Genomic DNA, 24,990 nt, shown 5'->3' on the forward strand with positions numbered 1-24,990 from the left:
AGCCGTCAGAACAGGACCCTTATTGCATAGACCTTCATCTTCGGGTGTGCCTTCTTGGCTGCTGGCAGAGAAACTGCCATTGGGCGATAATTATATGGATCGCTATGCTGGGCGTATTGCACGCCTTTCCACGAGTTTGAGGTGACGCGACTAACTATGGCGACGTGGCCAAAGTCGGGATTCCCGCCGGTGAAGTCCCACAGCAGTATATCGCCGACTCGAAGGTTCTGCCATGAGGTCACCCAGGTGGCGCGACGTTCCCTGGACATGAAATGTTGGAAGAATGAGTTAGCTCCCGACCATGACCAGCTCGTCGCGGCCCTGATGGCCCACGAGTTGTACCACGTGACGTTGTTTCTCGATTGGAACCACTGCGATGGGTCACGGCGGTCTGCCTCGGTGGGATTTGTTCCATTCGTATCCATGGCAGCTCCACCTCCATAGTGAAGTGCTCTCGACACGAAGTTCGTGCAGTCGTTGCCGAAGAGGGGATCGTCTAGATAGTGGCGGAGGGCCCACTGTACTGCAGCCGTCCTGTTCACTGTAGACGTGGCCGCAGACGTCCCGTTGGAGGCGGAAGGGCCCATGAAGGCATCATCAATGGGGAGCTCAGGGAACCCGTCGGAGTCGATGGGTAGATCCATGCCGTCCGCTGGGATGGAACCCGGCCCTGTGGGCACCTCGTTCATGTCTGGAGTTACACTGACGAGCCGTCCGCCTTCAGATGAATCTCTTACTTGTATGCCGTCGCAGCCGGCCATTAAGAAGGTATAGGACTTGAGCTGCCGCGTTTCGTTGGTCTCAGTTGCTGGGGTGGCCGTGCCAATATCTCCTATATATTCGAAGGTTTGGGTCACCTCGGCCTGGGCAGTCGTAAATTTTCCTTCCTGATCATGGAAAAGCATCACTCGGACGACGCCGATGGAAGAAGCGGTTTGTCGAATTCCTCGCTTGTCAAGCTTCTCGGCCACATCGACCAAGCTTGGTTGCTGGGTATACAGGATCGCCTTGGATGTCTGGGCGTCCTTATTGGTTGAGGTAATGTCTTCTACGGTTCTAGCAGTCTGCTCACGGAGATCGTTTCTTGAATCCTCATATGCCTTGATGGCTTTCGAGAAGATCTCGGGATCGTCGCAAGCATTCGCCGCGGCTGCCGGAACAGTGACACTGGCCGAGCTCCAAGGCCCTTCGCCGAATCGGGATTTGGCGCGCACGGCGATTGTGTAGCTCGCCTCAACGGCAAGATCGAAAATCTCTGCGTGGGTACTCGCAATAGAGTGCGTCTGGATAACTTGCGAGTTCGAGTCGGTGACCTGTACATCATATTCCTCGACCGGCGCCATGGAACCAGGATCAGTAGGTGGAAGCCATGAGAGCACAGCGCCATTGCTGGCTCCCATAGCATGTAGCTCCCCGACTGGACCCGGAGCAGAAGGCAGGCGGTAGCGCAACCTTATTTCAGTAAATCCGGAACCACCGAACTCGACAGGTTGCTCGCTAGTGGAAGAGACCACAATCCATCCAAGAAGTGAAATTGGGTCAACCTGTAAACCTTCGGAAGGAATTGATCCGTATGGTCCAGGATCCGCCTCGATGGCGGCCTGAATGTCGGAGCCTGTCGTCGATGGACCGACTTCACCTGAGACTGATGACAGCCGAACCTCAACGGCAGCGGTACATGAAGAGCCTTCACAGGAAGGTGCTCCCAGGCGTAGCGTCGCGCCAACCGGCACAGAGCCATCTGGCAGTTCAGCGAGGCTGAGTTTGAACGCGGACACCATCTGCGAGGAACCTGTGCCACCGACCTTAAGCGTTGTCGAGTCCGCGAACAGGCACGGCTGGCCTTCGCATGAATCCACGCCGGTCTTGGCCGTTCTCACTGAAACGTTCTCGCTGCCAAGAGCGATCTCGTGGATAGCCCCTGGCGGTTGACTAGGTGGAGGCGTGCCAGCTGTAGTGAATGAGACCGCTGGGGTCTTCGCGGTGCAGGCTTCCTTGAGATCGACGTTGTTCGCCGCAACAGCATTTTGCTTCTCCGCCGGCAGGGCAGCTGATGCTGTGGCGCCTCCTAGCGGGGTGTTCATGTCGGTGGTGATTTCGGCGGCGGATTGGGCGCGGTTGTAGATGCGGACGTCGTCGATGGCGCCGTTGAAGTATTCGCCGTACGCTTCGTTGCCCCCGATGCGTAGCGCGCCTGTGTCGCTGAGCAAACTACCCGCTATATCGCGCTCGGAGGCCTGACTGCCGTTGACGAACATGCGGAGCTTGCTGCCGTCATAGGTAAGCGCCAGATGGCTCCAGGCGTTGACCGGCAGCCTGCTCGGCCCGGTGATGCTGCCGCCGTCCTCGACGTCTGTCAACGCGTACCCCCACGGGACCCGGCTCGTTGAGCCGTTGGAGGCGAGCAGCCCGTAGGACAGCTCGTCCCAGCCTTCGTTGTACTTGCCTACAACGGTGGCCGCGCTGGCGATGCTGGCCGGATTCACCCAAGCCGACAAGGTCATGCCGGTGCTCAGCGTCTGCGAATCGTCGTGCGGGATGTGGACCCAGCTGTTGGAGCCGTTGACTTCAGGGCCGTCCCGTACTTGCCGGCAGTCCACGTGGTGTTGACGGCGGTGCCGGCATTCGTGCCGGTCGCATCCTCCACAGTGCTGCCGCTGCCCTCGTCCATGCCGTAGGCGGCGACCAGCCCTTCCGGAAGGGGAGTGGGTGTTGGAGTCGGCGTAGGTGTGGGCGTCGGATCGGGGTCAGGGTCGGGATCGGGGTCGGTTCCTGGGTCTTGTGGGCCGGTGACGCAGGCCTTCATCTGCCACTTGTACGTACGGCCTGGCTGCACCGTGTTGGCCGGCACCTGGAAGGAGGCTCGTTCGCCGCCGTTGACCGTGCGGGTGCCGAGTGGCGCGGAGCCGACTGGTAGTCCCTGGTCGTCGTACAGGTAGTACTTGGCGGTGACGGGTCCTCCGGAGGGGCGGTTGACCATGCCGGACAGGATGGGCTGGGTCGGGTCCGCCATGCCGGTCTCGGTGTCGGAGGGCAGGACGGGGGCGTCGCTGGTGATGCGATAGGCCGGGCTCTCGTTGCAGGAGGGCGGGTTGACGCCGCTGCGGCAGGCCTTGACCACGAACTTGAAGCTGGCCGGGTTGTCCAGCGTGAACACCTTGTCCAGCACCTGGCCGGAGGGGATGTTGTTGTGTGTGGTGGTGCCGGGTACGCCGACGAGGGCGCGGATGTCCTGGTCGGTCAGCGCGCGCTGGTAGACGTGCACATCGTCGACCGCCCCGTCCAGGTCCCCGGTGGTGGCGCGTGCGTGGCCGATCTCGAAGGCGCCCTGGGCGTTCCAGGTGGCGGTGTAGTCGCGCTCTCCGGCCAGTGTGCCGTCCACATACAGGCGGATCTTGCCGGCGGCGTGGTCGTACTGGACGGCCACGTGTGTCCACTCGTTGATCTTCGCCAGGTCCTTGGACTGCACGACGGTCTCGTAGATCCTGTCAGGCCGGTCTTCGCGGATCATGGACAGCAGCCAGCGCTGGTCGTACTCCGGTGCCGAGGAGGTCTGGTAGGACAAGGTGAAACCGGGTTGGTCGACTCCCATCTGGGACAGTACGGTCTGCTCGGCGGTGCTGCTGTCGAGGCGTACCCAGGCGGCCACGGTGAAGCTCTGGTCGGTGTTGATGACCGGTCCGTTGGCCGCGGCGTGCGCGCCGCCGGTGAATTTCACCGCCTGCCCGAGCTGGCCGGGAATCCGGGTGTAGGACCCGGACAGGGTGGCCGGGATGTTGTTGCCGGAGGAGTCGGCGACCGTGGCGCCGGAGGTCTCATCCAGCTTCCAGTACGCCTGCTCGCCTGAGGGAAGCTCGGTGGCAGGGGGCGCCATGGTGGAGTCGTTGACGGTCACCGTGTAGTTCAGCGGCGTCGCCTCGGGCACGCTGGAGGTGTAGCTGACCTTCACGTTGGTGCTGCGTGCGATGGCGTCGTTGCCGACCATCGAGTCGATCGACTCGGCGCTGACGGTGGGGATCTCCGGGGGGAGCACCCAGTCCACGCTCAGCTTCGGCTTGGTGCCGCCGGAGAACATCTGCGGCCAGAACAGGAAGTCCTCGCCGTAGTTGGGCGGGGTCGAGTCCTCCTGGGTCAGCTTGAGCAGCAGGCCGTGGTTGGGCGTGCCCGAGGCCCACAGCCTCGCCATCGTGGTCAGGTCCCAGCTCCAGATGGAGCCGTTGCCGCCGGGCAGGGCGCACGGGTCGACCGAGGCGCGGCCTTCTTCGGTGCTGGCGGGCTGGTTGTCCCAGAAGGTGTCGTCGGCCACCCAGGATTCGGTGATCCGTTGTGCCGCGATGCCCTGAAATTCGCTGCAGTTGATCACGTCTGCGCGCAGTTGCAGCTGCATGGTGGCATTGACCACCTGCCGTCCGTCGATGGGGGCGGTGTCGAAGGCCATCAGTGTACGGACGAGCCGCTCGTTGTAGGCGCACGAGGTGCCCGGGCAACTGCCGTTGCCGTAGTTCGACCTGCTGACCGTGCCCGGCGAACGCTGCGCGTCCGGCGACTGGACACCGACCTCCTGGGAGACCCCGAGGGTGGTGGTGGGATCAACGATGACCGGGTATTGCGTCGCCGGATCGGCCAACCAGTCCGGATCCGGCTTCAGCACCAGCACCGAAGAGCCGTTCTTGGTCTCGACCTGGGTTTTGATCTTGGTCTGTCGTCCCGGGTGGGCGGCGCTGGGCTGATCAGTGGCGGCGTCCCACATCAGCGGCGCCGGAGCCGAGGCCACCTTCTTGCCCTTGGCGCTCGACAGCTTGAGCCCACCGGACTTGGTGACCTTCAGTTCCAATCCTTTTGAGTGCACCGGGATGCGGTACTCCACCGGCCCGGTGGGCCGCTCGCGCAGCACCACGTCGTGTCGGAATCCGGTGGGCAGGGCGGTGACCACCAGGTCCGCCGACGGGCCGGCCGCTCCTACGTACGTAGCCACGTTCCCCTTGACCTGTGGACGCGGCAGTTCGGTCGGCCAGGACAGGCCGAAGGTGGCCTCTCGGCCGAACCGCATGCTCGCGAACGGGGCCGTGCCTCCCGTTGACACCCGAACGCTCCCCTTGGCCAGCTTCGGTTTGAGCACGCCATTCTTTTCGACCAGCGTGGCGTCGATCCAGGCCCAGGAGCCGTCGGCCTGCCGCAATTGGGTGGGGCCGCTGTAGGACTGGGTGGAGAGATGCCCGTCCGGGTAGACCCAAGTGCGCGAGGTTTCGGTATAGGCGGCCTCGACCGCTATGGGCTTGTTCTGCTTCTTCGCTTCTTCCAGTGCCGCCCGTAATTGCGCGTCCGGATCCTCTGGGCGGGGGAATGTGGTAACGCAAGGGCCTGTGGGACCCGAGGCCGGGTCTGCCTGTGCGTTGCCGGAAACGCCTGCCACCAGCAGCGATGCTGCCACCGTGAGCACCGCTGCGATCGTGACCTGCTGACGGGCAGGTCGGCGGCGTTTCGGCGTGTTGACTAACTTGTCCACTAACACCCTCAATCTGATGTGTGTTCGAATTGACAGACAATCCATATCTTCAAGCAAGATCACGCGACATTATGAGAAAGATCACGATAAATAGTCTATAAATTCCTGGGACGCTTGATGGCCGAGGAGCGATAGGGAGACAAAAGTGGTAATCGTCATTCTCGAAATCGCCGAAGGATCCATCCGCCAGTCTCGATGGCCAGGTCGCTTCCATGTTCGCTGAGCCGCTAATCAGTAGAGCGGAGGTGTTCGCCTTATCATCCCTTTTGCGGTCTCCTGCAGACTGGGGCAGACGTCCGAAGACACTCGGGTGGGCGGCGGTTTCTGCGGGACCGTAGGGGGTTGCGGCTCCGTCCAGGGGTATCGGCACGTGTTCGTCCTGGCCCGTCGGGTGCTGGGAGAGCTCTGACCGCGACCGCACGCAGTCGGTCAGCGGCGTGTCGTCCGCAGCCCTCGGCGAGTCGCCATTGAAGGCCCAAGACCCGGTACCTTGAGGCGCTGCCGGATCAGCCCGCGGTACCGAGGATTGTGGCGATCATGCCACGCACGGCGGAAGTCGCCGGAGACGATCAGGCCGACCTCGTCGCGGTCGCCGAGTTGGACGGTCCGCAGTTCGCCGAATCCGTGGCTCACGTAGTCTCGCCACGGTGCTCGTCAATGGCACACGCCAGGTCCTCGACCACGATCTGCTCGTCGGCCTCCTGGGTGGCCACTGCGCCGGCGCCGTACATCGCGGTGCGGGTGGCAGGAGTGTGACTGGCGGCGATCTCGCGCAGGGCGCCGCGTGCGAGGACGGCCGAGACGCTGAGCCCCTTCTCCTCGGCGTACTTGCGCACGGCGTTCAAGATCCATGATTCCATGCTGACCGACGTCTTCTCTATTGCCATACTCGGACTCGGTTACCCGCTATTCGCCTGCAGAGGCACGGATTGACTCCACCAGCTTCCACGCTGAGCTGGACGGGTTTCGCATGTCGTCGTTTCCATCTGAATCGATGGCCTTGGCGCGCTGGCACGCCACCTCGATGCCGTCCTGGAAGTCGCCGAAGCGGGTGCTTCCTTTGGTCCAGCCGCGCACCGCGGATTTCAATGCCTTCTCAACATGTCCCGCTGTCTGAAACGGGGCTCGATGATCCTTGTGGTGGAGCAGAAGCCAGAAGTCGAAGCATGGGGTGGAGAGAGCGAGTTGAACCTTGGGGCCGGCCTTTGCAAGCATCGCTTCGGCGAGCCTGGAGTCCAGTTCCGTGTCCAGAACGCACCAAATCTGGTCATCGTCGTCGTAATCATCGACGAGTTGGCGTCGCTTGGCCCTCCTCAATGATCCTGAGGTGATCAACCTTAGGGTTGGCCACTTCAAGCACCGGCCCTCCACGCGTGCGCATCCCGACAAAGTAAGCTTCTTCCGTCTCGCCTTCGCAAAGGATCAGGAAGCGCTTGCGTTCGAGTCGGGTGCCGGCGCTGCGGCGCTCGAGAGACGATCTTCTCTCGATTGAGGATCGACGTGTGGGTACGTTGTTGCCTTTAGGCTGCCGGGGGGACACGTCCCTAATTTACACGCGTAGCGAGCGCTGTCATGAAGAGATCGTCGTCCACATTGGGAACGGCACCGTATCGTCCTGTCAAATATCGACGTTCTCTATTGTCCTCTTTGCGTGGTTTGAACTCTGTCAAGGGGAAGATCTGTGTACCACCCGCTTCGTCCTTCTCGGTGAACCAGATTTGGTCACGTCTGAGGACGTCTCGACCCTGCACTCGGCCAAGCAGTGCTGAGTCGTGGCTGGCGAAGATGAGCTGGGCACCAAGTGGGTTGCTGACCGGATCCTGAAAGAGCTGAATCAGTTTTGCGCTCAGATATGTGTGCAGGCTCGCGTCGAGTTCGTCCGCGAGGAGGACGCCGCCGGATCGCAGAACAGGAAGTACTGACATGGCAAGGTGAAACATCTGCTGTGTGCCATCGGATTCGTCTTGCAGTGCAAGCCTGAACTCACCCGACGTGCACTTGTGCCGGAACAGAAGCTCGGTATGGCGCGGCGGCGCGTAGTCGGCTCCAAGCCTCTCTCTTACAGCGTCCCTTTGTGCGAACTCCTCGTCGGTTTCCTCTACTATTTCAAAATCGACCACCCCGGTATCCGCCGCCCGCATAAGATCCGCTATGCGCTTCTGCAGTTCGGGGATCCCGAGGGATCTCACCAGCTCGGGCGGGACTCCAAAGGCCCCCAGCCTGCTTGCGACCCTGCTGGGGCTGGTCGGCGAGCGAAGGCGTTGGGCGGCGAACCACCCATAGAGGGGTTGCAGCATGGCCTGCCGAGCTCGCGCCCCTACGGACAACAGGAGCACGTTCGGCTCTACCAGATCCTCCAAGGCTTTGATTGAATCGGGAGTGGTCGTTCCATACGAGAAGCCGCTGGCATTGCGTTCGAAGATTTTTCGCTCGCGCTTGCGTGGGTAGCTGTACAGCCACTCCTCCACGACGGCGAAGTCGTCTACTGCAAACCCATACGTGTGGCGAACGCCGTCGATTGACAAGTCGACTACATATGTGGACGGTTCATCGCTGTTGAGCGCAAATGGGTTTCGCCGCAGACCTGTCCCCGGTTCGTTCTCGCGAAACGACCATCTGACCACGTAGGCCATATACCTGATCGCGTCGAGCACGTTCGACTTGCCTGATGCGTTCGGCCCGAAGATCGCCGCAACGGTCACCGCTTGCCAGGCACTGTCGTGACCGTCCTGGTCGCCGTAGGCCGGCGTGAGCAGCAGATGCTGCTCCTCCCTCAAGGATCGATGGTTCGCCGTGCGGAAACTCAGCAACATGTAGACCGTCACTCCGTCCTGGACAAACCCTCAGCCTACTTCTTGCAGAATAGTTGCACAGGGGATGGCTGGCCAAGGCAGGCTCAGCCTGCCGGTGCGCGGCGGATCGCCTGCTGGTCCACCACAGGCGGGCCGGCTCGCGATCGACGTTGCGCGCGGCGCGTGGATGCCGTGGGATGACCCTCTTTCCTGACAAGATCTCGCCATGTATGTTCGATGACGAAAGAAACCTTCACCTATGGAGGGATAGTGGGCAAGAAGCTTCACCTCGTGGCGTTACCGCTCGCTGCCGCCGCCGTGGCCGCGCTGGCGGCTCCCGCCCAGGCGGCCGAAGGGTACGACCGCTGCCAGGACGGCTACTACTGCATGTTCTCCGGCTTCGACGGCACCGGGGACATCATCCAGATCAACACCGACACCCCCGACCTGGCCGTGCTGGGTATGGCCAAGCGCGGCAAGTCCGACTGGAACCGGACCGACTCCTGGATCCACCTCTTCGAGGGCACCGGATACACCGGGTGCTCGGCGGTGACGGCTCCGCGCGACAAGGGCAACTTCTACATCGACTTCCGCGACTACTTCCAGTCCGTACGCTTCGACGGTCCGAACGGCCAGTCCTGCCAGTTCTCGGTCAAGAGCGGCGTGGTCGACTCGCACGGCTGATCACAGCCTGAACGCCTCCAGGAACCGGTCGGCCTCCGCGGCGATCCGTGGCAGGTCGGCCGCCGGGTCGGCGGAGCGGGCCAGCAGCATGCCGCCCTCGCACAGGGCGCCGAAGACGAGCTGGGCGCGGACGGGCAGGTCGCCGTCGGCCATCTGCCCGCCCGCCGCCGCGAGTTCGAGCCCGCCGAGCAGTACGCGCAGCGTGTGGGCGTACTCGATCTCCCTGACGGTCTCCCAGCCCAGCACCGACGGCCCGTCGAGCAGCACGATCTGCCGGAAGCCGGGATCGAGGCAGTGCTCCAGGAGCGTGCGGCAGCCGCGACGCAGCGCCGCCCAGATGTCGGACTCCGAGGCCGGGATCCGCTCCAGCGCGGCCGCGACCTCCTCCTGCTCCGCCACGAACGCCGCGCGGAACAGCGCGAGCTTCCCGCCGAAGTGGTGGTAGGCCGCCCCCTTCGTCGCGCCGGCCGCGGCGGCCACCGCGTCGATCGACGTGGGCGCGTAGCCGTGGGCCCCGAACAGCTCCCGCGCGGCCCGCACCAGCCGCCCCGTGGTCTCGTCCGATCGTTCTGCCTGGGTACGGCGGATCATCGTGCTCCCCATTGACTTGCATACTCGCGGTACGTAACTTCGTAACGAAGTTACGTACCATCAGTATGAATCATGGAGGTGGGTCGTGTCCTCACCGCACATCGCCGTCTACGGAGCCACCGGGCACACCGGACGCCTGGTCGCGGCCGAGCTGCGCGCCCGCGGCCGGGACGTCATCCTGGCCGGTCGTGACGGCGGAGCGCTCAAAGCCCTGTCAGGCGAGCTCGGCGGCGCGCTCGTGCACGAGGCCCCGCTGGACGATCCGGCCGCGTTACGCGCGCTCGCGGAGCGCGCCGACGTGCTGGTCCACTGCGCGGGCCCGTTCACGCACACCGGCCGGCCGGTCGCCCAAGCGGCGGCCGAGGGCGGTTGCCACTACGTGGACCACGCCCTGGAGCAGCACCACACGAAGTGGATGTTCGACGCCATGTCCGAGCCGGCCAGGAGGGCGGGCATCACCATGGTCACGGCGATGAGCTTCTACGGCGGGATGGGGGACCTGCTCGCCGGCGCGCTGGCCGACGGCGCGACGGACGCCGACAGGGTGGTCAGCGCGTACGCGGTGAGCGACTGGCGGCTGACCACGGGGGCGAAGAAGACGGCCGAGCTGCTGTTCGCCGACACGCGGCGCATCACCTACGACGGCGGCGAGCAGCACGTCGGCTACGTCGAGCCGCGCAACGCCGTCTTCCCGTTCCCGCCGCCGCTCGGCCCGCGCACGATGATCGCCCCCGTCCCGTTCTCCGAGGTCGTCACCGTCCCCAGGCACGTACGCACGCGGCGGGTGGAGGCCCAGCTCACGGCGGGCACGTTCGCGGAGCCGGAGGTGTTCACCAGCGAGGACGCCGACCCCGAGACCCGGGCGGGCTCGGCCTTCACGGTCGCCGTCCAGGTGATCGACGGGCAGGGCAACCGGGCGGGGCAGGTCAACGGGCGCGACCTGTGGCGGCTGAGCGCGCTGGCCTCGGTCGAGGCCGCGGTCAGGCTGGCGGAGCGTCCGGGGGAGCCGGGCGTGTACAGCCCGGCCGAGGCGTTCGACGCCGGGCCGTTCCTGCGCGATCTGGAACGGCTCGGGTTGTTCACCCTCACCCTGCCGGAGGACCGCGCCTTGCCCGAGAACCGCACCCAGCCGGAGGAGGAGCGATGATTCTCGTCACCGGGGCGGCGGGCGGGCCCCAGGGCTCGACCGGGCGGCACGTCGCCCGCATGCTGCTGGAGCGCGGCGAGGCCGTGCGCGCCTTCGTGCACTCCGACGACCACCGGGCCGACGAGCTGCGCAAGCTCGGGGCGGACGTGGTGGTCGGCGACCTGCGGGAGATCGCGTCGGTGCGGCCCGCCATGCGCGGGATCCGCCGGGCGTTCTTCACCTACCCGGTGACGGCCGGGCTGCTCGACGCCGCGGGCACGTTCGCCGCGGCGGCCAGGGAGGAAGGGGTGGAGCGCGTCGTCGAGGTGTCGCAGCTCGACGCGTCGCCGCAGGCCGGGACGCCGCGAATGCGGCGGCACTGGGTGGCGGAGCAGGTGTTCGACTGGGCCGGGGTGGGCGCGGTGCACCTGCGGGCCGCGGTGTTCTTCGAGAACCTCGCCGTCGCCACGTCGGGTGACACGCTGGCGCTCCCGCTCGGGCCGTCCGATACGAAGGTCCCGCTGGTGGCCGGCGCGGACGTGGCGCGGGTCGCGGCCGGGCTCCTGCTCGACCCGGGGCCGGCGGAGCCGGTGTGCCTGGTGACGGGCCAGATGGCGACGATCGGGGAGGCGGCGGACGCGCTCGGCGTCTCGTACGCGGACCTGCCGCCCGAGGAGTGGGAGGCGCGGGCGGCGGCCGTCTACGGGGACCCGTACGCCGTCGAGCACCTGACGCACCTGTGGGCGATCTTCCGCTTCATCGGCTCCGGCGACCACCCGCTCTACCGGGTCACGGAGAGCATCGAGCGGTACGGCGGGCGCCCGCCGATGACATTGCGCGAGTTCGACCGGCGCTGAAGAAGGCCGAACCCCCGGCCGGAATCCCGGCCGGGGGTTCACCATGGACGGTGGATCAGGCGGTGAAGCCGATCGCGGTGACGTCGTAGGTCTTGTAGCCGCGCGCGCCGTAGTTGGCGAGCGTCTTCTTGGTCGCCTGGATCTCGGGCCGCTGGTACAGCGGGATGGTGTGCACCATGTCCCAGATCAGCTTGTCGGCGGCGTTGGCCAGGTCGATGGCCTTGGCCGGGTCCATCTCGTCCACCGCGGCCTGGATGGCGGCGTCGACGGCCGGGTCGCTGGCCTTCGGGAAGTTGCTCTCGGAGCCGGTGAAGTAGATCTGCTTCAGCGAGCCGATCGGCAGCGGGCTGCCGATCCAGGAGAACGGCACCAGGTCGAAGTCGCCCTTGATGATGTAGTCCGTGAAGAACTTGTCAAGCGGGACGGGGCGGATGTTGATCTTGACCCCGATCTCCTTGAGCATGGCCTGGGTGAGCTCGCCCTCCGTCTGCGAGACCGGGGTACCGGTCGGGATGACGAAGTCCAGCGCGAGTTCCTTGCCGTCCTTCTTGCGGACGTCTCCGTCGAGCTTCCAGCCGGCCGCGTCGAGCAGCTGCTTGGCCTTCTCCGGGTTGTACTTGCCGAGGTCGCCGGAGTTGTCGACGTAGCCCTTGTGGTTGTTCATGAAGACGTGGTTGCCGAGCGTCTGCAGCGGCCAGTCCATGTCCTTCAGGTCGGACTGGGTGATCACGTCACGGTTGATGCCATACGCGATCGCGTGCCGGACGTTCTTGTCCTTCAGGATCTCGCTCTGGTTGTTGACCGTGAAGTGGCGCCAGTTCGGGCTGAGCGACTTGCGGATGTCCGCGTCGGGGACCTCCTTGGCCCGCTTCAGCTCGGCCGGGGCGCCCGACGGGATCGACACGGCGTCGAGCTCGCCGTTGGCGAAGGCGTTCACCTGCGCGGCGGGCGTCTCGATCGCCCGGAAGATGACCTTGTCGAGCTTGGCCTTCTGGCCCCACCACTTGTCGTCACGCACGAGCGTGAGCGTCTTGGTGCCCTCGTCGATCGACTCCACCTTGAAGGGGCCCGCGGTGACCGGGACCTTCTGCAGGTAGTCCTTTTCGTACGCGTCGGGCGTCTCCATGCTCTTGGCCGGGTAGAGCCACGAGGAGTTCCGGTTGTACAGGCCCTGCCACTCCGGGTACGGCTTCGCGAAGGTGACGACCGCGACCTTGTCCGAGTCGCCCTTCTCGATCGACTCGATCTTGTCCCAGCCGTCCGTGGAGGCCGGCTTGTACTTGTCGTTCTTGCCGCTGTTGGCCTTCCACTGGGCCTGGAGGTCCTTGTACGTGATCGGCGTGCCGTCCGACCAGGTGGCCTTCTCGTTGAGCGTGTAGGTCACCGTCTGCTTGCCCGACGACATGTCCATCTTGACGTCGGTGACGTAGTCGGGGTTCGCCTTCCACTGGGCGCCCTCGTCGGCCACCATCAGCTGCGGCATGATCCAGTCCAGCATGTCCGCCGTGTCGGCCTGGTTGCCGTCGACGTGGTTGCCGTTCCACTGGCTCGGCCACTGGCCGATCGCCAGGGTGAGCGTGCCACCGTCCTTGACCTGGTCGTACGGGACGGGGTTGATGCTGATGGCAGGGGTCTCCGCCATCTTCTGCTGTGCCTGCTGCGACTGCTGGGCGCTCGGCTGCTTGCTCTCGCTGCCGCCACCGCCGCAGGCCGCCACGGCCATCGCCAGGACCGCGAGTCCTGCCGCCGCCCGGTATCGAACCTTCACTCTTCCTCCTGATTGTCCGAGGCCGTGATGACCTCGACTTCCTCCGCGTAATGGCAGGCGGCGCCGTGGTCCACGACGTTCGCGAGCCTGGCAACCGAGGGCTCCTCGTCCACACACCGCCGCCGCTCGGCCTCGCTGAGCACGGCGAACTTGGGGCAGCGGGTGCGGAACCGGCATCCCGACGGGGGGTCCGCCGGGCTGGGCAGGTCGCCTTCGAGCAGGATCCGCTTGCGCGTGCGCTCCCTCTCGGGGTCGGGCAGCGGGATCGCCGACAACAGCGCCTGCGTGTAGGGGTGGGCCGGGTGGTCGTAGACGTTCTCGACCGTCCCGATCTCGGCGATCCTGCCGAGATACATGACGGCCACGCGGTCGGCCAGATGCCTGACCACCGCCAGGTCGTGCGCCACGAACAGGTACGACAGCCCGAGCCTGTTCTTCAGCTCCTCCAGCAGGTTGATCACGCCCGCCTGGATGGAGACGTCCAGCGCCGAGACCGGCTCGTCCAGCACCAGCAGCTTCGGTTCCAGCGCGAGCGCGCGGGCGATGCCGATGCGCTGGCGCTGGCCGCCGGAGAACTGGTTGGGGTAGCGCTCCGCGTGCTCGGGGGCGAGCCCCACGAGTTCCAGCAGCTCCGCGACCCGCGCGGAGGCGTCCTTCCTGCCGTGCGCGCGCAGCGGCTCGGCGATGATGTCGCCGACCGGCATGCGCGGGTCGAGCGCGGCCATCGGGTCCTGGAAGACGATCTGGAGGTCGCCGCGGAGCCCCTTGCGTTCGGACTTGTCCAGTTTGGCGCTGTCCTTGCCGAGCACCACCACCCGGCCGCCCTGCGGCGGCTGCAGCTGCATGATCTGCTGCAGCGTGGTGGTCTTGCCGCAGCCGGACTCCCCGACCAGGGCAAGGGTCTCGCCCTCTGCTATGTCGAAGCTGATGCCGTCCACCGCGAAGACGGTGCCGACGCGGCGCTTGAAGACCGCGCCCTTCATCAGCGGGTAGTGCCGGATCATGTCGTCGAGCTCGAGCACCGTGGCGCGCTCGGCGCGCGGCACCCGTACCACGTCGCTCGGCGGGATGACCGGCACGGGGAACACGTCGGCGCCCGTCAGGCCCTTGTGCTCGATCTCGTGCGAACGGATGCACGCCACGTGCCGTCCGGCGCCGAAGGCGGTGAGCGGCGGCTCCTCGTCGTCGCACATGTCCACCTTCATCGGGCAGCGCGGCGCGAACGGGCAGCCCGGCGGCAGCGCCGCCGGCGACGGCGGGCTGCCCTCGATGGGCACCAGCGGCCCCTCCTCGCCGTCGACCCGGGGGATCGAGGCGAGCAGGCCCATCGTGTACGGCATGCGCGGCCGGTAGTAGATGTCGTCCACCGGCCCCTGCTCGACCGGCCGGCCCGCGTACATGACGAGCACGCGGTCGGCCATGCCCGCGATCACGCCCAGGTCGTGCGTGATCATCACGATGCCGGCGCCCGTCTCCCGCTGCGCGGTCATGAGGACTTCCAGCACCTGCGCCTGGATGGTGACGTCGAGCGCGGTCGTGGGCTCGTCGCAGATCAGCAGGTCGGGGTCGTTCGCGATGGCCATGGCGATCATGGCGCGCTGCCGCATGCCGCCCGAGAACTCGTGCGGGAACGACTTGGCCCGCAGGTCCGGGTTCGGGATGCCGACGAGGTCGAGCAGCTCGACGGCCCGCTTCGCGGCCTTGTCCTTGCCCATCTTCTGGTGGACGCGCACGGCCTCGGCGATCTGGTCGCCGATCGAGTAGACGGGCGTGAACGCCGACAGCGGATCCTGGAAGATCATGCTGATCGACTTGCCGCGTACCTTGATCTGCTCGTCCTCGTCCATGCCGAGCAGTTCGCGGCCGTGCAGCTTGGCCGACCCGCTGACCACGGCGCCCGGCGGTAGCAGGCCCATGACGGCCAGCGAGGTCACCGACTTGCCGGAGCCGGACTCGCCGACGATGCCGAGCACCTCGCCGCGGTCGACGTCGTAGCTGACGCCGCGCACGGCCTCGATGCCGCCGGGGAAGGTGACGGTGAGGTCCCTGACCTCCAAGATGCTCACGAGTTGCTCCCCGGGTCGAGTGCGTCACGAAGGCCGTCGCCGATGAGGTTGATGCTCAGCACCAGCAGGACGAGCAGTCCCGCCGGGAAGACGAACAACCACGGGTAACCGGTGGCGTTGCGGGAGCCCTCCGCGATCAGCGTGCCGAGAGAGACGTCGGGCGGCTGGACGCCGAAGCCGAAGAAGGACAGCGCCGCCTCACCGATGATCGCGAGGCTGACGTTGAGCGTGGCGTCGATGATCAGCAGGGACGACAGGTTGGGCACGATGTGCCGGAAGATGATCTTCCAGCGGGGGATGCCCATGTAGGCGGCGGCCAGGACGTACTCCCGCTCCCTGAGCGAGAGCGTCATGCTGCGGACCACCCTGGAGGTGATCATCCAGCTGAACGCGGCGAGCAGCACCACGAACCAGAGCCAGGAGCCGCCCTTCAGCCGCGGCGAGATGATCGCGATGATCAGGAAGCTGGGGAGGACGAGCAGCAGGTCCACACCCCACATGAGCACCTTGTCGACCCACCCGCCGAAATATCCGGCGAACGATCCCACGATCGCGGCGAGGCCGGTCGCGATCAGCGCCACCAGCAGGCCGATGACGATCGACTTCTGCATGCCGCGCAGCGTGACCGCGTACATGTCCTGGCCGATCGCGCCGGTGCCCCACCAGTGGTCGCTGCCGGGGGCCGACATGAAGGCCAGGAAGTCCTTGTCGGTCCAGTCGTACGGGCCGATGAACGGGCCCACGTACGCCAGCAGGATCAGCAGCACCAGCGCGGAGATGCCGTAACGGGCCTGCTTGTTGCGGAACAGGCGCCGCAGGACGACTTTCGATCGCATGTCAGCTCACCCGCACCCGAGGATCGAGAGCCGCCACCAGCAGGTCCGACAGGAAGGCGGCGAACAGCACGCAGATCGCGGTGAAGAGGGTCACCGCGGCCACCGAGTTGACGTCGTTGGCGTTGATCGAGTCGACCAGCCAGGCGCCCATGCCGTGCCAGGCGAAGATCTTCTCGGTGAAGATGGCTCCGGTGAACATCGTCCCGAACGCGAAGGCGAAGTACGTGGCGGAGGGGATCAGCGCGGTCCGCAGCGCGTGCTTGGTCAGCGCGGTCCTGCGGCGCAGCCCCTTGGCCATGGCCGTGCGGACGAAGTCCTGGCCGAGCACGTCGAGCATCATGTTGCGCTGGATGCGGCTGTAGAACGCGATCGAGCCGAGACTCAGGGAGATGGTCGGCAGGATCAGGTGGTTCAGCCGGTTGAGGAACTGGTCGAAGCCCGACAGCTTCGGGTTGTACTCGCCGGTGTACTCGATGAGCGTGAACCCGAGCCCGTCGTTCAGGCTGTACGTCGCCATCGCGAGCAGCGTGGCCAGGAGGAAGACGGGCAAGGCCATGATCACGAAGGAGCTGACGCCGATTAACCGGTCACTGAGCTTGTACTGCTTCACCGCCGAGACCGCTCCCAGCGCCACCCCGACGACGAAGCCGAGGATCGTGCCGATGAGCAGCAGGCGCAGGCTGACGAAGATCCGCCGGCCCATCTCCTGGTTCACCGAGCCGCCGTTCCAGGTCCTGCCGAAGTCTCCCGTGAGGACGCCCTTGGCCCAGGTCCCGTAGCGCTGGAGCACAGGGGTCTTGTCGTTGAGGTTGTAGGCGTCAAGCGTGGCGTCGATGACGGACTCGGCGATGGGCGGCTGGCGGCCCTGGTAGGCGGCCCGCGGGCTCATGGTCGTGGCGGCAAGCATGTACGCGAGGCTCGCCGCCACGGCAACCAAGATCACATTTATAGCCAACCTGCGGAGCAGGTACTTACCCATTACTCTCCGTTCGCGCTGACCGGGGGCACGTGCCTCCATCCGGAGAGGTGTCCCCGCAACGAAAACCCATCTCGTGCTGAGAAATGGACTAGCACGTCGAGATGGCGATCAACGCGCAGAATATAAGCAAAAATATAACGGTCAGAAACCGTCCGGCATAACGTTAAGGTCACTCGCAATAGATCGGCGAGGGTGGTCGGTAGTCTTACCGGAAGGGGTCTGACCTGCGGAAACGTACATCATTTAGAGGGGGTTTACGGGGGGTTCGCGGGGGTCAGTGTCACAGAATCCGGACATAAAGTAGGATCTTCGCGGAGTGATCCACTTCACGTTGATCTGGCCGTCAAGTGAGTTCCGCGCTCGCCTGCCCGGTTCGCATCCGCCCGGAGGGCGCCGGACGGAGTTCTGGTACGGCAGGCGGGAGAGTGGGACGGGGTCAGAGGCAGCGGGGCGGGTCAGAGGCGGGCGCCCACCCCGGTGCCGTGCTTGGGGCGGAGGAAGGCCGACCGCGGTATCCCGCCATCGGGGCGGCGCGGCCCGGTCAGCGTCGAGGGGTCGGTGCTGATCAGCGCACCGTCGTCCCACGTCCCGCCGAGATCCCAGGAGTTGCCGCCACCGCCGGCCGCCCCGCCCAGCCCGGCCGGTACCGCGTTGCTCGCGGCCAGGTTGCGCGTGAGCGTGGCGGCCGAGTCGGAGAAGTCGAAACCGGTCCCGCCGTTCCGCCAGGCCGTGTCGCGGCTCAGCCTCAGCGCGCCCGGGTTGCCGTTGTCGACGAACCCGCCCACCTGGTTGCGGAAGGCGATGCTGTTGGTGACGACGTGCGCCGCCGGCAGGTCCTCGTCGCCGCCACCCAGCTTGAACCCGTTGCCGTCGCCCGTGTAGTCGGGCAGGTCCCAGCGGTTGAAGCCGTTCCCGTACGCGACGCTGTCCTCGATGCGGATCGGCGACAGGAACTCCCAGGCGTCGAACCCGTCGTCCGAGTTGTTCCACAGCCGGGCGCCGCGCACGACGTTGCCCGCGCCGCTGCCCTCCTTGATGGCCAGGCCGTCGGCGCTCTCGCCGTTCTTGCGCGGGTCGCGGTTGCCGTAACTGTCGAGATCGAGGATGAGGTTGCCCCCGGAGGCACCCTGGATGTGCAGGCCGCTCTCGTAGTTGTCGCGGGTGACGATCCGGTCGAAGACGTTGCCGCTGCAGTCCCTGCAGAAGATCCCGTACGGCCCGTTGGCGATCTCCAGTCCGGCGATGCGCCAGTGCGACGCCTCGATGTGGATGGCCCCGCGCTGCGCGTTGGGGATGCTGCCGCCGACCGGGGCCGGGGTGTTGGGCAGCGCCTCGCCGTCGATCAGGACCTTCTCCGAGCCGTACGCGGCCAGCGTGATCGGGTTCGACGCGGTGCCGCTCCTGGCGATCTGCAGGTTGGACGTGAGCGCGTACGTGCCGCCGCGTACGGAGATGACCGTGCCCGGACGCGCGAGGTCGATGGCCCGCTGGATCGTCGCGAGGGGGCGGTCGAGGGTGCCCGGCGCGGCGGTAAAGCGGCGCTGAAAGTTTCACGCGCCAAGGCCGGCCGGCCGGCGCTGTTGTGTCATCTTCCTCCTTCGTGCCACAGTTAAGTGGAGAGATTTTCCCCGCTTAACTGAGAACCGCAAGGTGGTAGACCATGAACGACACCCAGGACCAGGTCCTCGACCTCGTACGCCGCTGGGCCACGGCCGAGCGGGACGGTGACGCCGACGCCTTCGACGCCCTCCTCACCGACGACTTCGCGGGCATCGGCCCCGTCGGGTTCGTCCTGGACCGGCAGCAGTGGGCGGCCCGCCACCGCGGCGACCTGAAGAACCACCACTTCGAGATCCTCGACCCCCGGGCACGGCTCCACGGCGACGCCGCGATCGTGGGCGGCGTGCAGGAGCAGCGCACCTCGGTCATGGGTCACGAGGTGAACGACTCGTTCCGGCTGACCCTGGTCGCCGTACGCCAGGACGGCCGCTGGCTGATCGCCAACATCCAGCTCAGCGGGCCCCTCCAGTCGCCCTCCGCGCCGCCGCCGTTCGCCCGCGAGCGCTCCTGAGAAGCACGCCGCCCACGCGCGCGAACCGGGGCACGCCGTCAGGCGCCCCCGCCTGTCCGGCGTTTCCCACCGGAGCGGCGGGCATGCCCTCGCGCCCGCCGAGCACGGCAACCCACCGGCCCCCTGCGACCTCTGCCCGATGGGATGCCGTCCTACTTCTGGTGACCGCTGATGCTCACCGGGGAGCTTCGTTACCCGCGTGCCGAGGCGGTTCTCGTGCCCATCGACACCTCCTCGTCACCGGGACGATCAGGAGAGTCGGTGATCCACATCCAGGTCTCGTTCAGGGTTACATGGCTCTCTTCCGGAGTCACCGAGTCGTACTGCGATGTCGTGCCGTGGTGTGGTGCCCAGGGATGGTGCAACTTCTTCTCGGGCTTCTCGGGCTTCTCGGGCTTCTCGGGCTTCTCGGGCTCCTTGGGCTCCTTGGGCTCCTTGGGCTTCCCCGGCGTGCCGTGGTGCGGCCCTTGCACCACGTGGATGGTGGCCGTGACCGGGGCGGAGGTCAGGTCGCCGGCTCTGGCCACGGCGGTGTTGGTGACGGAGCGGCGGCAGCCGTGCCCCTTGCACGTCGGCTTGTCGCCCGTGCTGCTGGGCACGGTGAAGGTGCCCGTGCAGGTGGTGGTGGAGCCAGGGTCAAGGGTGGTGGCCTGGCAAGTGATGTCCTGTATGTGGCTGTCGTCGATCCGCAGGTCGTCCACCGTGCTACCGGAGTTGTTGGTGACGGCGTATCGGTAGATGGCCGTGTCCCCAGGACGGTACGGCCGGGAGTTGTCGACGCTCTTGTCCAGCTCGAGCGTTCCGTCGTCGCCCGCGACCTGGATCGTGACCCGTGATTCGGGGGAGGTGACCTCTGTCGAGTCTGCCCTGCCGGTAGCGGCGGCGGTGTTGGTGACCGAGCCTCGTGCGGCGTCCTGCGGCGTGACGGTGTGGACACCCCGGCAGATGATCGTCTCTCCGACGTCCAAGGTGGTTCGCGGACAAGTGATCTCGTCCACCACGTCGTCGTTCACGGCCAGGTCGGTGATGTTCATGTTCCCGCTGTTGGTCACCGCGTACTCATACGGCACCGTGGTGCCCACCGGCACGGGGTCGGGCAACGGTGAGTCGTCCGCGAGCCGCTTGACGAGCGTCAATTCCGGCTGCTCCGCCACGGGGCGGACGACGACGTTACGAATCAGGTGGACGTCGGTGAACAGGCCGGTGGAGGCTGCGAACCCGAACTTGTACGTCGAGGGCACCGGTGCGGGCGCGGGCGTGGACAGCACCTGCCGCATGCCGTTGCCGTCGTTGAAGTCGATCGACACGGTCAGCACGGGGTCGGGCGCCGGGGTGATCCGGACGTTCACCGTGCGGCGCGACGGTTCGAGCGCGGCCTGCGCCGCCTGGGGGTCATCAGGGACCGTCGTCGTTTCTCCGTGCAACCGGCCCGGCAACGTCGAGGGCCACGGCCCGGTGGTGGTGAAGTTACTGGTGGTGGCCGTCAGAAAGCAGTAGCCCTCCGTTCCGTCACCGGGCCCTCGCAGCGTCACCATGTTGGCCCCCGGGGCCGGGATCCGGAACCCGGTGCCGGCTGGTGAACGCTGAGCGCAGCCGCGGCCTCGCTGTTCCCAGTCTCCGAAATAATTGCCCAGGACGTCCAGGCCGACGCCGACGTAGCCCTGGTTGACTCCGGGCTCGAACGCGTTGGCGGGGTTGTCGTCGGGCAGCTTCTGGGCGTATCCGAGGCTGCCGCCGAAGGCGCCGGGCCGGTCGAGCGTGGCGGCGCCGTTGATGAGGAAGAAGGAGATGCCGTCGGCGGGCGAGAACTCCGGCGTGGTGGTGCCGTACTGCCATTGCTCGAAGGTCACCTCCAGGCCCTGTCCGGCCGGGATCGGCTCGTCATACAGGACGGCTGAGGTCTGGTCGTTGTCGGCACTGGTCAGCTGGAGGTAGCCGTAGGGGGCCGCTCCGGTCGGCGGCACGGGCCCCGCGGCGTTCTCTGGACACCCCCTGAGAGGGCGGTCACCCGGCCCTGGTGGCTCGGCGGCTGGCGCACCGGTCAGGCAGGCGGATCCCACGGCTCGGAACTCCGGGATCGCGGTGGCTCCCGTGAAGTCCTCCTCGACCAGCGGCACCGGCTGCGCCGCGGCCGGCTGTGCCGGTAGGAGCGAGGCCGACAACGTGCCCAGAAGCGCCACGCCGGATATGGCCCACCGTTTCAGGCCGGATTCGATAATTCTCGATCGAGTGGTAGCAGATCGTTTCCTCACAGACACCAAAAGTAGGCGTGCGTGCACGGGTATCGATTGACCGACATGTCAAACGATCACCATGAGCCGTCCTGTTGCTCGCTCCACAACGAGCCATGTGCGACACGCCTGCCGACACCGCCTGGTCGAACAGGACCACGGTTCGGAAAAGCCCACCGGGAGGCCACATGAAACTGTCAGTGCCCACCCGCATACTCCGGGCATGCAGGTTGACGAGCCTCTCGAGATCGGCGAGATCGCCACCCCCCACTGGAGCGCCCACAACGAGAAGATGGCCGAGGTCGGTTTCCTGGCCATCGCCAGGCGGCTGCCGTCACTCGTGGCCCAGGCGATGCGCATGGCCTGGGGCGCGAGCCCGCGCGACACCCTGGCCGCGATCGTGCTCAACCTCCTCGGCGGGGTGTTCACGGCCTTCGGGCTGCTCGCCACGACCGGAGTCCTCACCGCCCTCTTCAGCGAGGGTCCCACCCCCGACCGGGTGGTGGCCGCCCTGCCCAGCCTCGCCCTGGTGGGGGGCGCGGCCGTGCTGCGCACGACCGTCCAGGCGGGCGCGGGCTGGGCCGAGTCACGCCTCACACCGCAGATCTCCCGGCTCACCGAGGAGCGGCTGTACGACCTGACCAGCCGGGTGGAGCTGGTGGCGTACGACGACCCCGAGTTCCACGACGCCCTGGAGCGCGCCGAGAGCAGGGGCGTGGCCGTGGCCGACTCGGTGGTCTCCTCGGCCGTCGACGTGGTCACGGCGGCGGTCGGCATCGTGGCCGCGGCCGGCGTGCTCGGCGTCCTCCACCCGGTGCTGCTGCCGCTGCTGCTGCTCGCGGTCGTGCCCGACGCCTGGGCGGCGGTCCGCAGCGCCCGGATGCGCTACGCGACGATGTACGGCCTGATCCCGGCCCGCCGCCGCAAGTGGATCATCGCCGAGCTGCTGGCCGAGCGGGCGGCCGCCGCCGAGGTGCGCTCGTTCACGATGCGCCACTTCCTGCTCCGCATGTACGACATGGTCGCCAGGGCCGAGCAGGAGGTGCTGCTGCGGCTGGCCAGGCGTCAGACCTTCGCCCGCGTGGTCGGCGAGGCGCTGGGCGGCCTCGGCACCGTCCTGGTCTACGTCGCGCTCGGCGTGCTCCTGGCGGTCGCCGCCATCCCCCTGGCGGTGGCCGGCACGGCGGTCCTGGCGATCAGGTCGGGCCAGTCCTCGCTGAGCAGCCTCCTCTACGCCACCAACCGCCTCTACGAGCAGGGCCTCTACTTCACCGACTTCCTGGAGTTCTGCGCGAAGGCCGAGCTCCGCGTGACCCCGGCCCGCCCGGCACCGACCCCCGAGGGCTTCGACCGCATCGTGGCCTCCGACGTGACCTTCACCTATCCGGGCGCGGACGAGCCGGCGCTGCGCGGGGTGTCCATCGAGATCAAGCGCGGCGAGGTCATCGCGTTCGTCGGAGAGAACGGCTCGGGCAAGACCACCCTGGCCAAGATCCTTTCCGGCCTCTACGAGCCCAACACCGGCACCGTCTCCTGGGACGACACCGACCTGCGCGAGGTCGATCCCGACGGCCTGCGCCTGCGCATCGCCGTCATAGCCCAGGACCACACCCGCTGGCCGCTGACCGCCCGCTACAACATCACGATGGGCACCGGCAAAGGGGAGGAGGCCCTGTTCGCGGCCGCCGCGGTGGCCGGTGCCGACCAGGTCGTCGCCGGCCTCCCGCACGGCTACCGCACCTGGCTCGACCGCCGCTTCAAGGACGGCCACGAGCTGTCCGGCGGCCAGTGGCAGCGCATCGCCGTGGCTCGCGGCTTCCATCGCGACGCCGACCTGCTCATCTGCGACGAGCCGACGGCCGCCCTCGACGCGCGCGCCGAGCACGCCCTCTTCGAGCGCATCCGCCACCACTCCGACGGGCGCACCGTTCTGCTCATCACCCACCGGCTGGCCAGCGTGCGCTACGCCGACCGGATCTACGTGCTCGACCGCGGGAAGGTCACGGAGCAGGGCGACCACGCCACTCTGATGTCCCTCAACGGCCTCTACGCCGACCTCTACACTCTCCAGGCCGCCGCCTACCGCTGACATGCCCCCGCGCCGCCTGCCGCCGGCCCGCTCACCCGGGGAGCGAGCGTCGTCGGCGCGTCCCCCCGAGCGTGGGAGTCACGCGACGCCCGCATCCGCTCCTCGGGGTGGGAGGTGAAAGGCCTGAGGTGAGAGGTGGAGTCCCGGGGCTGCAGGTGGGCGTGCGGCGGGGTCAGCAGGAGGAGGAGAGCATGGCGTCGAGCGCCGCCAGCACGGCGTCCTCCACGGTGGCGTGCACGTGCAGGACGGTGTGCGCCTGGGTGAGCTCCATGATGCGCGCCAGTTTCGGGTCGGGCGCCGCCAGGTGCAGGCTGCCGCCGTGCTGGCGGGCGAAGGCGTGCGTGTTGAGCAGGACGCGAAGGCCCGCGCTGCCGAGGAAGTGCGCCTCGCTGAGGTCGATCACCACGTGCTCGCCCGGCAGCCGCCGGCTGCGCCGGATGTGGCGGTCGAGCTCCCCGGCCGTGACGACGTCCACCTCGCCGGCCACAGAGATCACGCTCACGCCCGGTAACCTTTGGGTGGCGAACGACAGATCCGGCATACGGTGCCCATCGATCGGGTTCGGGAGACGGTGCGCAGGTGTGTGGCTTGCCCGTATCGCACCATATCCGGACACCCGTGTGCCGCCTAGTCACCGCCGCTGACTATTTCCTGAGAACTGCCGCCGTCGCGCTGATCGGGGCCGAGGGGTCAGCGGGGGATGACGATGGCGGTGACGATCAGCCCCCGGTCGACCAGCCACCGCCCGGAGAAGGAGTCGAGGCGCCTGCCGTCGACCCTGGGCCCCCGTACCAGCAGCCGCGCCGAGAAGGTGCCGGTCGCGGGCTGGAAGGTGATCACCGCGTCCTCGAAGTCCAGCCAGCGCTTGGCCAGCGGATACCACGCCTTGTACACCGACTCCTTGGCGCTGAACAGCATCCTGTCCCAGGACACGTGCGGGTGGAGCGCGGACAGGCGGTGCAGGTGGGCGCGTTCCTCGGGGAGCGAGACGGCCTCCAGGACACCGTTGGCCAGCGCGTCGTTGGGCTCCGCGTCGATCCCGACGGTCGCCACCTTGGTGGCGTCGCCCAGCACGGCCCCCCGGTATCCCGCGCAGTGCGTGATGCTCCCGACCACCCCGTGCGGCCACTGCGGCTCCCCGCGCAGGCCGGGGAGCACGGGCGCGGGCGGCAGGCCGAGCCGGCCGAGCGCCGTGCGGGCGCACAGCCGCGCCGTGGCGAACTCCCTGCGCCGCTTCTCGACCGACTCCTCGATCACCTTCTCCTCTTCGGGGAAGAGCGTCGCGTCAGGGGGATCGTGAAAGAGGTCCGCCGCTACCACGCAGCGGGGAAGGATGGCCTCGATCATGATGTCTCCCTCGCAGGCCGGGCTTTTCGGAAAAGCGCTTCTCCGGC

General features: G+C 66.9%; 20 protein-coding genes. 6 read left to right on the forward strand and 14 right to left on the reverse strand.

The annotated features are described in order from the left end of the window. Positions 1–5 precede the first annotated feature (5 nt). From FH608_RS11265 to FH608_RS11285, 5 genes are all read right to left on the reverse strand, one after another. Entirely contained in the window at positions 6–2,600 is a 2,595-nt protein-coding gene (locus FH608_RS11265; RefSeq protein ID WP_139630354.1) for a LamG-like jellyroll fold domain-containing protein, read from the reverse strand. Then, positions 2,513–5,569, reverse strand: a complete 3,057-nt coding sequence (locus FH608_RS11270) for a LamG-like jellyroll fold domain-containing protein (protein WP_139630355.1) — start codon at positions 5,567–5,569, stop codon at positions 2,513–2,515. The genes FH608_RS11265 and FH608_RS11270 overlap by 88 nt, the downstream gene beginning before the upstream one ends. 566 nt (positions 5,570–6,135) lie before the next feature. Continuing rightward, positions 6,136–6,366 carry a hypothetical protein gene (locus FH608_RS11275; protein WP_139630356.1) on the reverse strand — a complete coding sequence of 77 codons (231 nt, stop codon included), beginning with the start codon at positions 6,364–6,366 and terminating at the stop codon, positions 6,136–6,138. A 46-nt stretch (positions 6,367–6,412) separates the two neighbouring features. Next, on the reverse strand, positions 6,413–6,862 hold the full coding sequence (locus FH608_RS11280) for an RloB family protein (RefSeq protein WP_193318351.1): 450 nt from the start codon (positions 6,860–6,862) through the stop codon (positions 6,413–6,415). A 188-nt stretch (positions 6,863–7,050) separates the two neighbouring features. Next, positions 7,051–8,283 (reverse strand): AAA family ATPase, encoded by a 1,233-nt coding sequence (locus FH608_RS11285; protein ID WP_226899297.1) that lies wholly within the window; start codon positions 8,281–8,283, stop codon positions 7,051–7,053. Between the two features lie 285 nt (positions 8,284–8,568). Between FH608_RS11285 and FH608_RS11290 the strand changes: the two genes are divergently transcribed. Then, positions 8,569–8,982, forward strand: coding sequence for a peptidase inhibitor family I36 protein (locus FH608_RS11290; RefSeq protein WP_139630358.1), 414 nt, complete (start codon positions 8,569–8,571; stop codon positions 8,980–8,982). Here the strand turns inward: FH608_RS11290 and FH608_RS11295 are convergent, their stop codons facing one another. Then, a complete protein-coding gene (locus tag FH608_RS11295) occupies positions 8,983–9,573 on the reverse strand; it encodes a TetR/AcrR family transcriptional regulator (protein WP_193318352.1) in 591 nt (196 codons plus the stop codon). 85 nt (positions 9,574–9,658) lie between these two features. Here FH608_RS11295 and FH608_RS11300 point away from each other — a divergent pair, with 85 nt between their 5' ends. Together FH608_RS11300 and FH608_RS11305 are read left to right on the forward strand one after the other, a co-directional pair. Further along, positions 9,659–10,720 (forward strand): saccharopine dehydrogenase NADP-binding domain-containing protein, encoded by a 1,062-nt coding sequence (locus FH608_RS11300; protein ID WP_226899299.1) that lies wholly within the window; start codon positions 9,659–9,661, stop codon positions 10,718–10,720. Further along, the gene (locus FH608_RS11305) at positions 10,717–11,556 is read left to right on the forward strand and encodes an NAD(P)H-binding protein (RefSeq protein WP_139630360.1); all 840 of its coding nucleotides are present in this window, start codon (positions 10,717–10,719) and stop codon (positions 11,554–11,556) included. Before FH608_RS11300 ends, FH608_RS11305 begins: the two co-directional genes overlap by 4 nt. Before the next feature lie 55 nt (positions 11,557–11,611). Here FH608_RS11305 and FH608_RS11310 read toward each other — a convergent pair whose 3' ends face one another. The 5 genes from FH608_RS11310 to FH608_RS11330 form a co-directional block, all read right to left on the reverse strand. After that, complete coding sequence (locus FH608_RS11310; protein ID WP_139630361.1) at positions 11,612–13,324, reverse strand: ABC transporter family substrate-binding protein; 1,713 nt, start codon at positions 13,322–13,324, stop codon at positions 11,612–11,614. Then, positions 13,321–15,390, reverse strand: coding sequence for a dipeptide ABC transporter ATP-binding protein (locus FH608_RS11315; RefSeq protein ID WP_139630362.1), 2,070 nt, complete (start codon positions 15,388–15,390; stop codon positions 13,321–13,323). Before FH608_RS11315 ends, FH608_RS11310 begins: the two co-directional genes overlap by 4 nt. Then, positions 15,387–16,226 (reverse strand): ABC transporter permease, encoded by an 840-nt coding sequence (locus tag FH608_RS11320; protein WP_139630363.1) that lies wholly within the window; start codon positions 16,224–16,226, stop codon positions 15,387–15,389. The genes FH608_RS11315 and FH608_RS11320 overlap by 4 nt, the downstream gene beginning before the upstream one ends. A gap of 1 nt (position 16,227) precedes the next feature. Further along, positions 16,228–17,205 (reverse strand): ABC transporter permease, encoded by a 978-nt coding sequence (locus tag FH608_RS11325; RefSeq protein ID WP_139630364.1) that lies wholly within the window; start codon positions 17,203–17,205, stop codon positions 16,228–16,230. A 455-nt stretch (positions 17,206–17,660) separates the two neighbouring features. Further along, positions 17,661–18,476: a right-handed parallel beta-helix repeat-containing protein gene (locus tag FH608_RS11330; protein ID WP_394367671.1), complete on the reverse strand. Its 816-nt coding sequence runs from the start codon at positions 18,474–18,476 to the stop codon at positions 17,661–17,663. Between FH608_RS11330 and FH608_RS54325 the strand changes: the two genes are divergently transcribed. Continuing rightward, a complete protein-coding gene (locus FH608_RS54325) occupies positions 18,367–18,750 on the forward strand; it encodes a hypothetical protein (protein WP_394367668.1) in 384 nt (127 codons plus the stop codon). The genes FH608_RS11330 and FH608_RS54325 overlap by 110 nt on opposite strands. A gap of 115 nt (positions 18,751–18,865) precedes the next feature. Next, the gene (locus FH608_RS11335; RefSeq protein ID WP_139630366.1) at positions 18,866–19,276 is read left to right on the forward strand and encodes a nuclear transport factor 2 family protein; all 411 of its coding nucleotides are present in this window, start codon (positions 18,866–18,868) and stop codon (positions 19,274–19,276) included. A 191-nt stretch (positions 19,277–19,467) separates the two neighbouring features. On the opposite strand, the gene FH608_RS11340 is transcribed toward FH608_RS11335, so the two are convergent. After that, entirely contained in the window at positions 19,468–21,456 is a 1,989-nt protein-coding gene (locus FH608_RS11340) for a DUF7507 domain-containing protein (RefSeq protein ID WP_139630367.1), read from the reverse strand. A 274-nt stretch (positions 21,457–21,730) separates the two neighbouring features. On the opposite strand from FH608_RS11340, the gene FH608_RS11345 reads away from it, so the two are divergent. Continuing rightward, on the forward strand, positions 21,731–23,596 hold the full coding sequence (locus FH608_RS11345; RefSeq protein WP_139630368.1) for an ABC transporter ATP-binding protein: 1,866 nt from the start codon (positions 21,731–21,733) through the stop codon (positions 23,594–23,596). 172 nt (positions 23,597–23,768) lie between these two features. Here FH608_RS11345 and FH608_RS11350 read toward each other — a convergent pair whose 3' ends face one another. Both FH608_RS11350 and FH608_RS11355 read right to left on the reverse strand, forming a co-directional pair. Further along, entirely contained in the window at positions 23,769–24,137 is a 369-nt protein-coding gene (locus FH608_RS11350; protein WP_139630369.1) for an STAS domain-containing protein, read from the reverse strand. 149 nt (positions 24,138–24,286) lie between these two features. After that, positions 24,287–24,943 carry a 4'-phosphopantetheinyl transferase family protein gene (locus tag FH608_RS11355; RefSeq protein WP_139630370.1) on the reverse strand — a complete coding sequence of 219 codons (657 nt, stop codon included), beginning with the start codon at positions 24,941–24,943 and terminating at the stop codon, positions 24,287–24,289. Positions 24,944–24,990 lie beyond the last annotated feature (47 nt).

It is taken from the genome of Nonomuraea phyllanthi, assembly GCF_006334985.2.
GTDB classification, from domain to species: Bacteria; Actinomycetota; Actinomycetes; order Streptosporangiales; family Streptosporangiaceae; genus Nonomuraea; species Nonomuraea phyllanthi.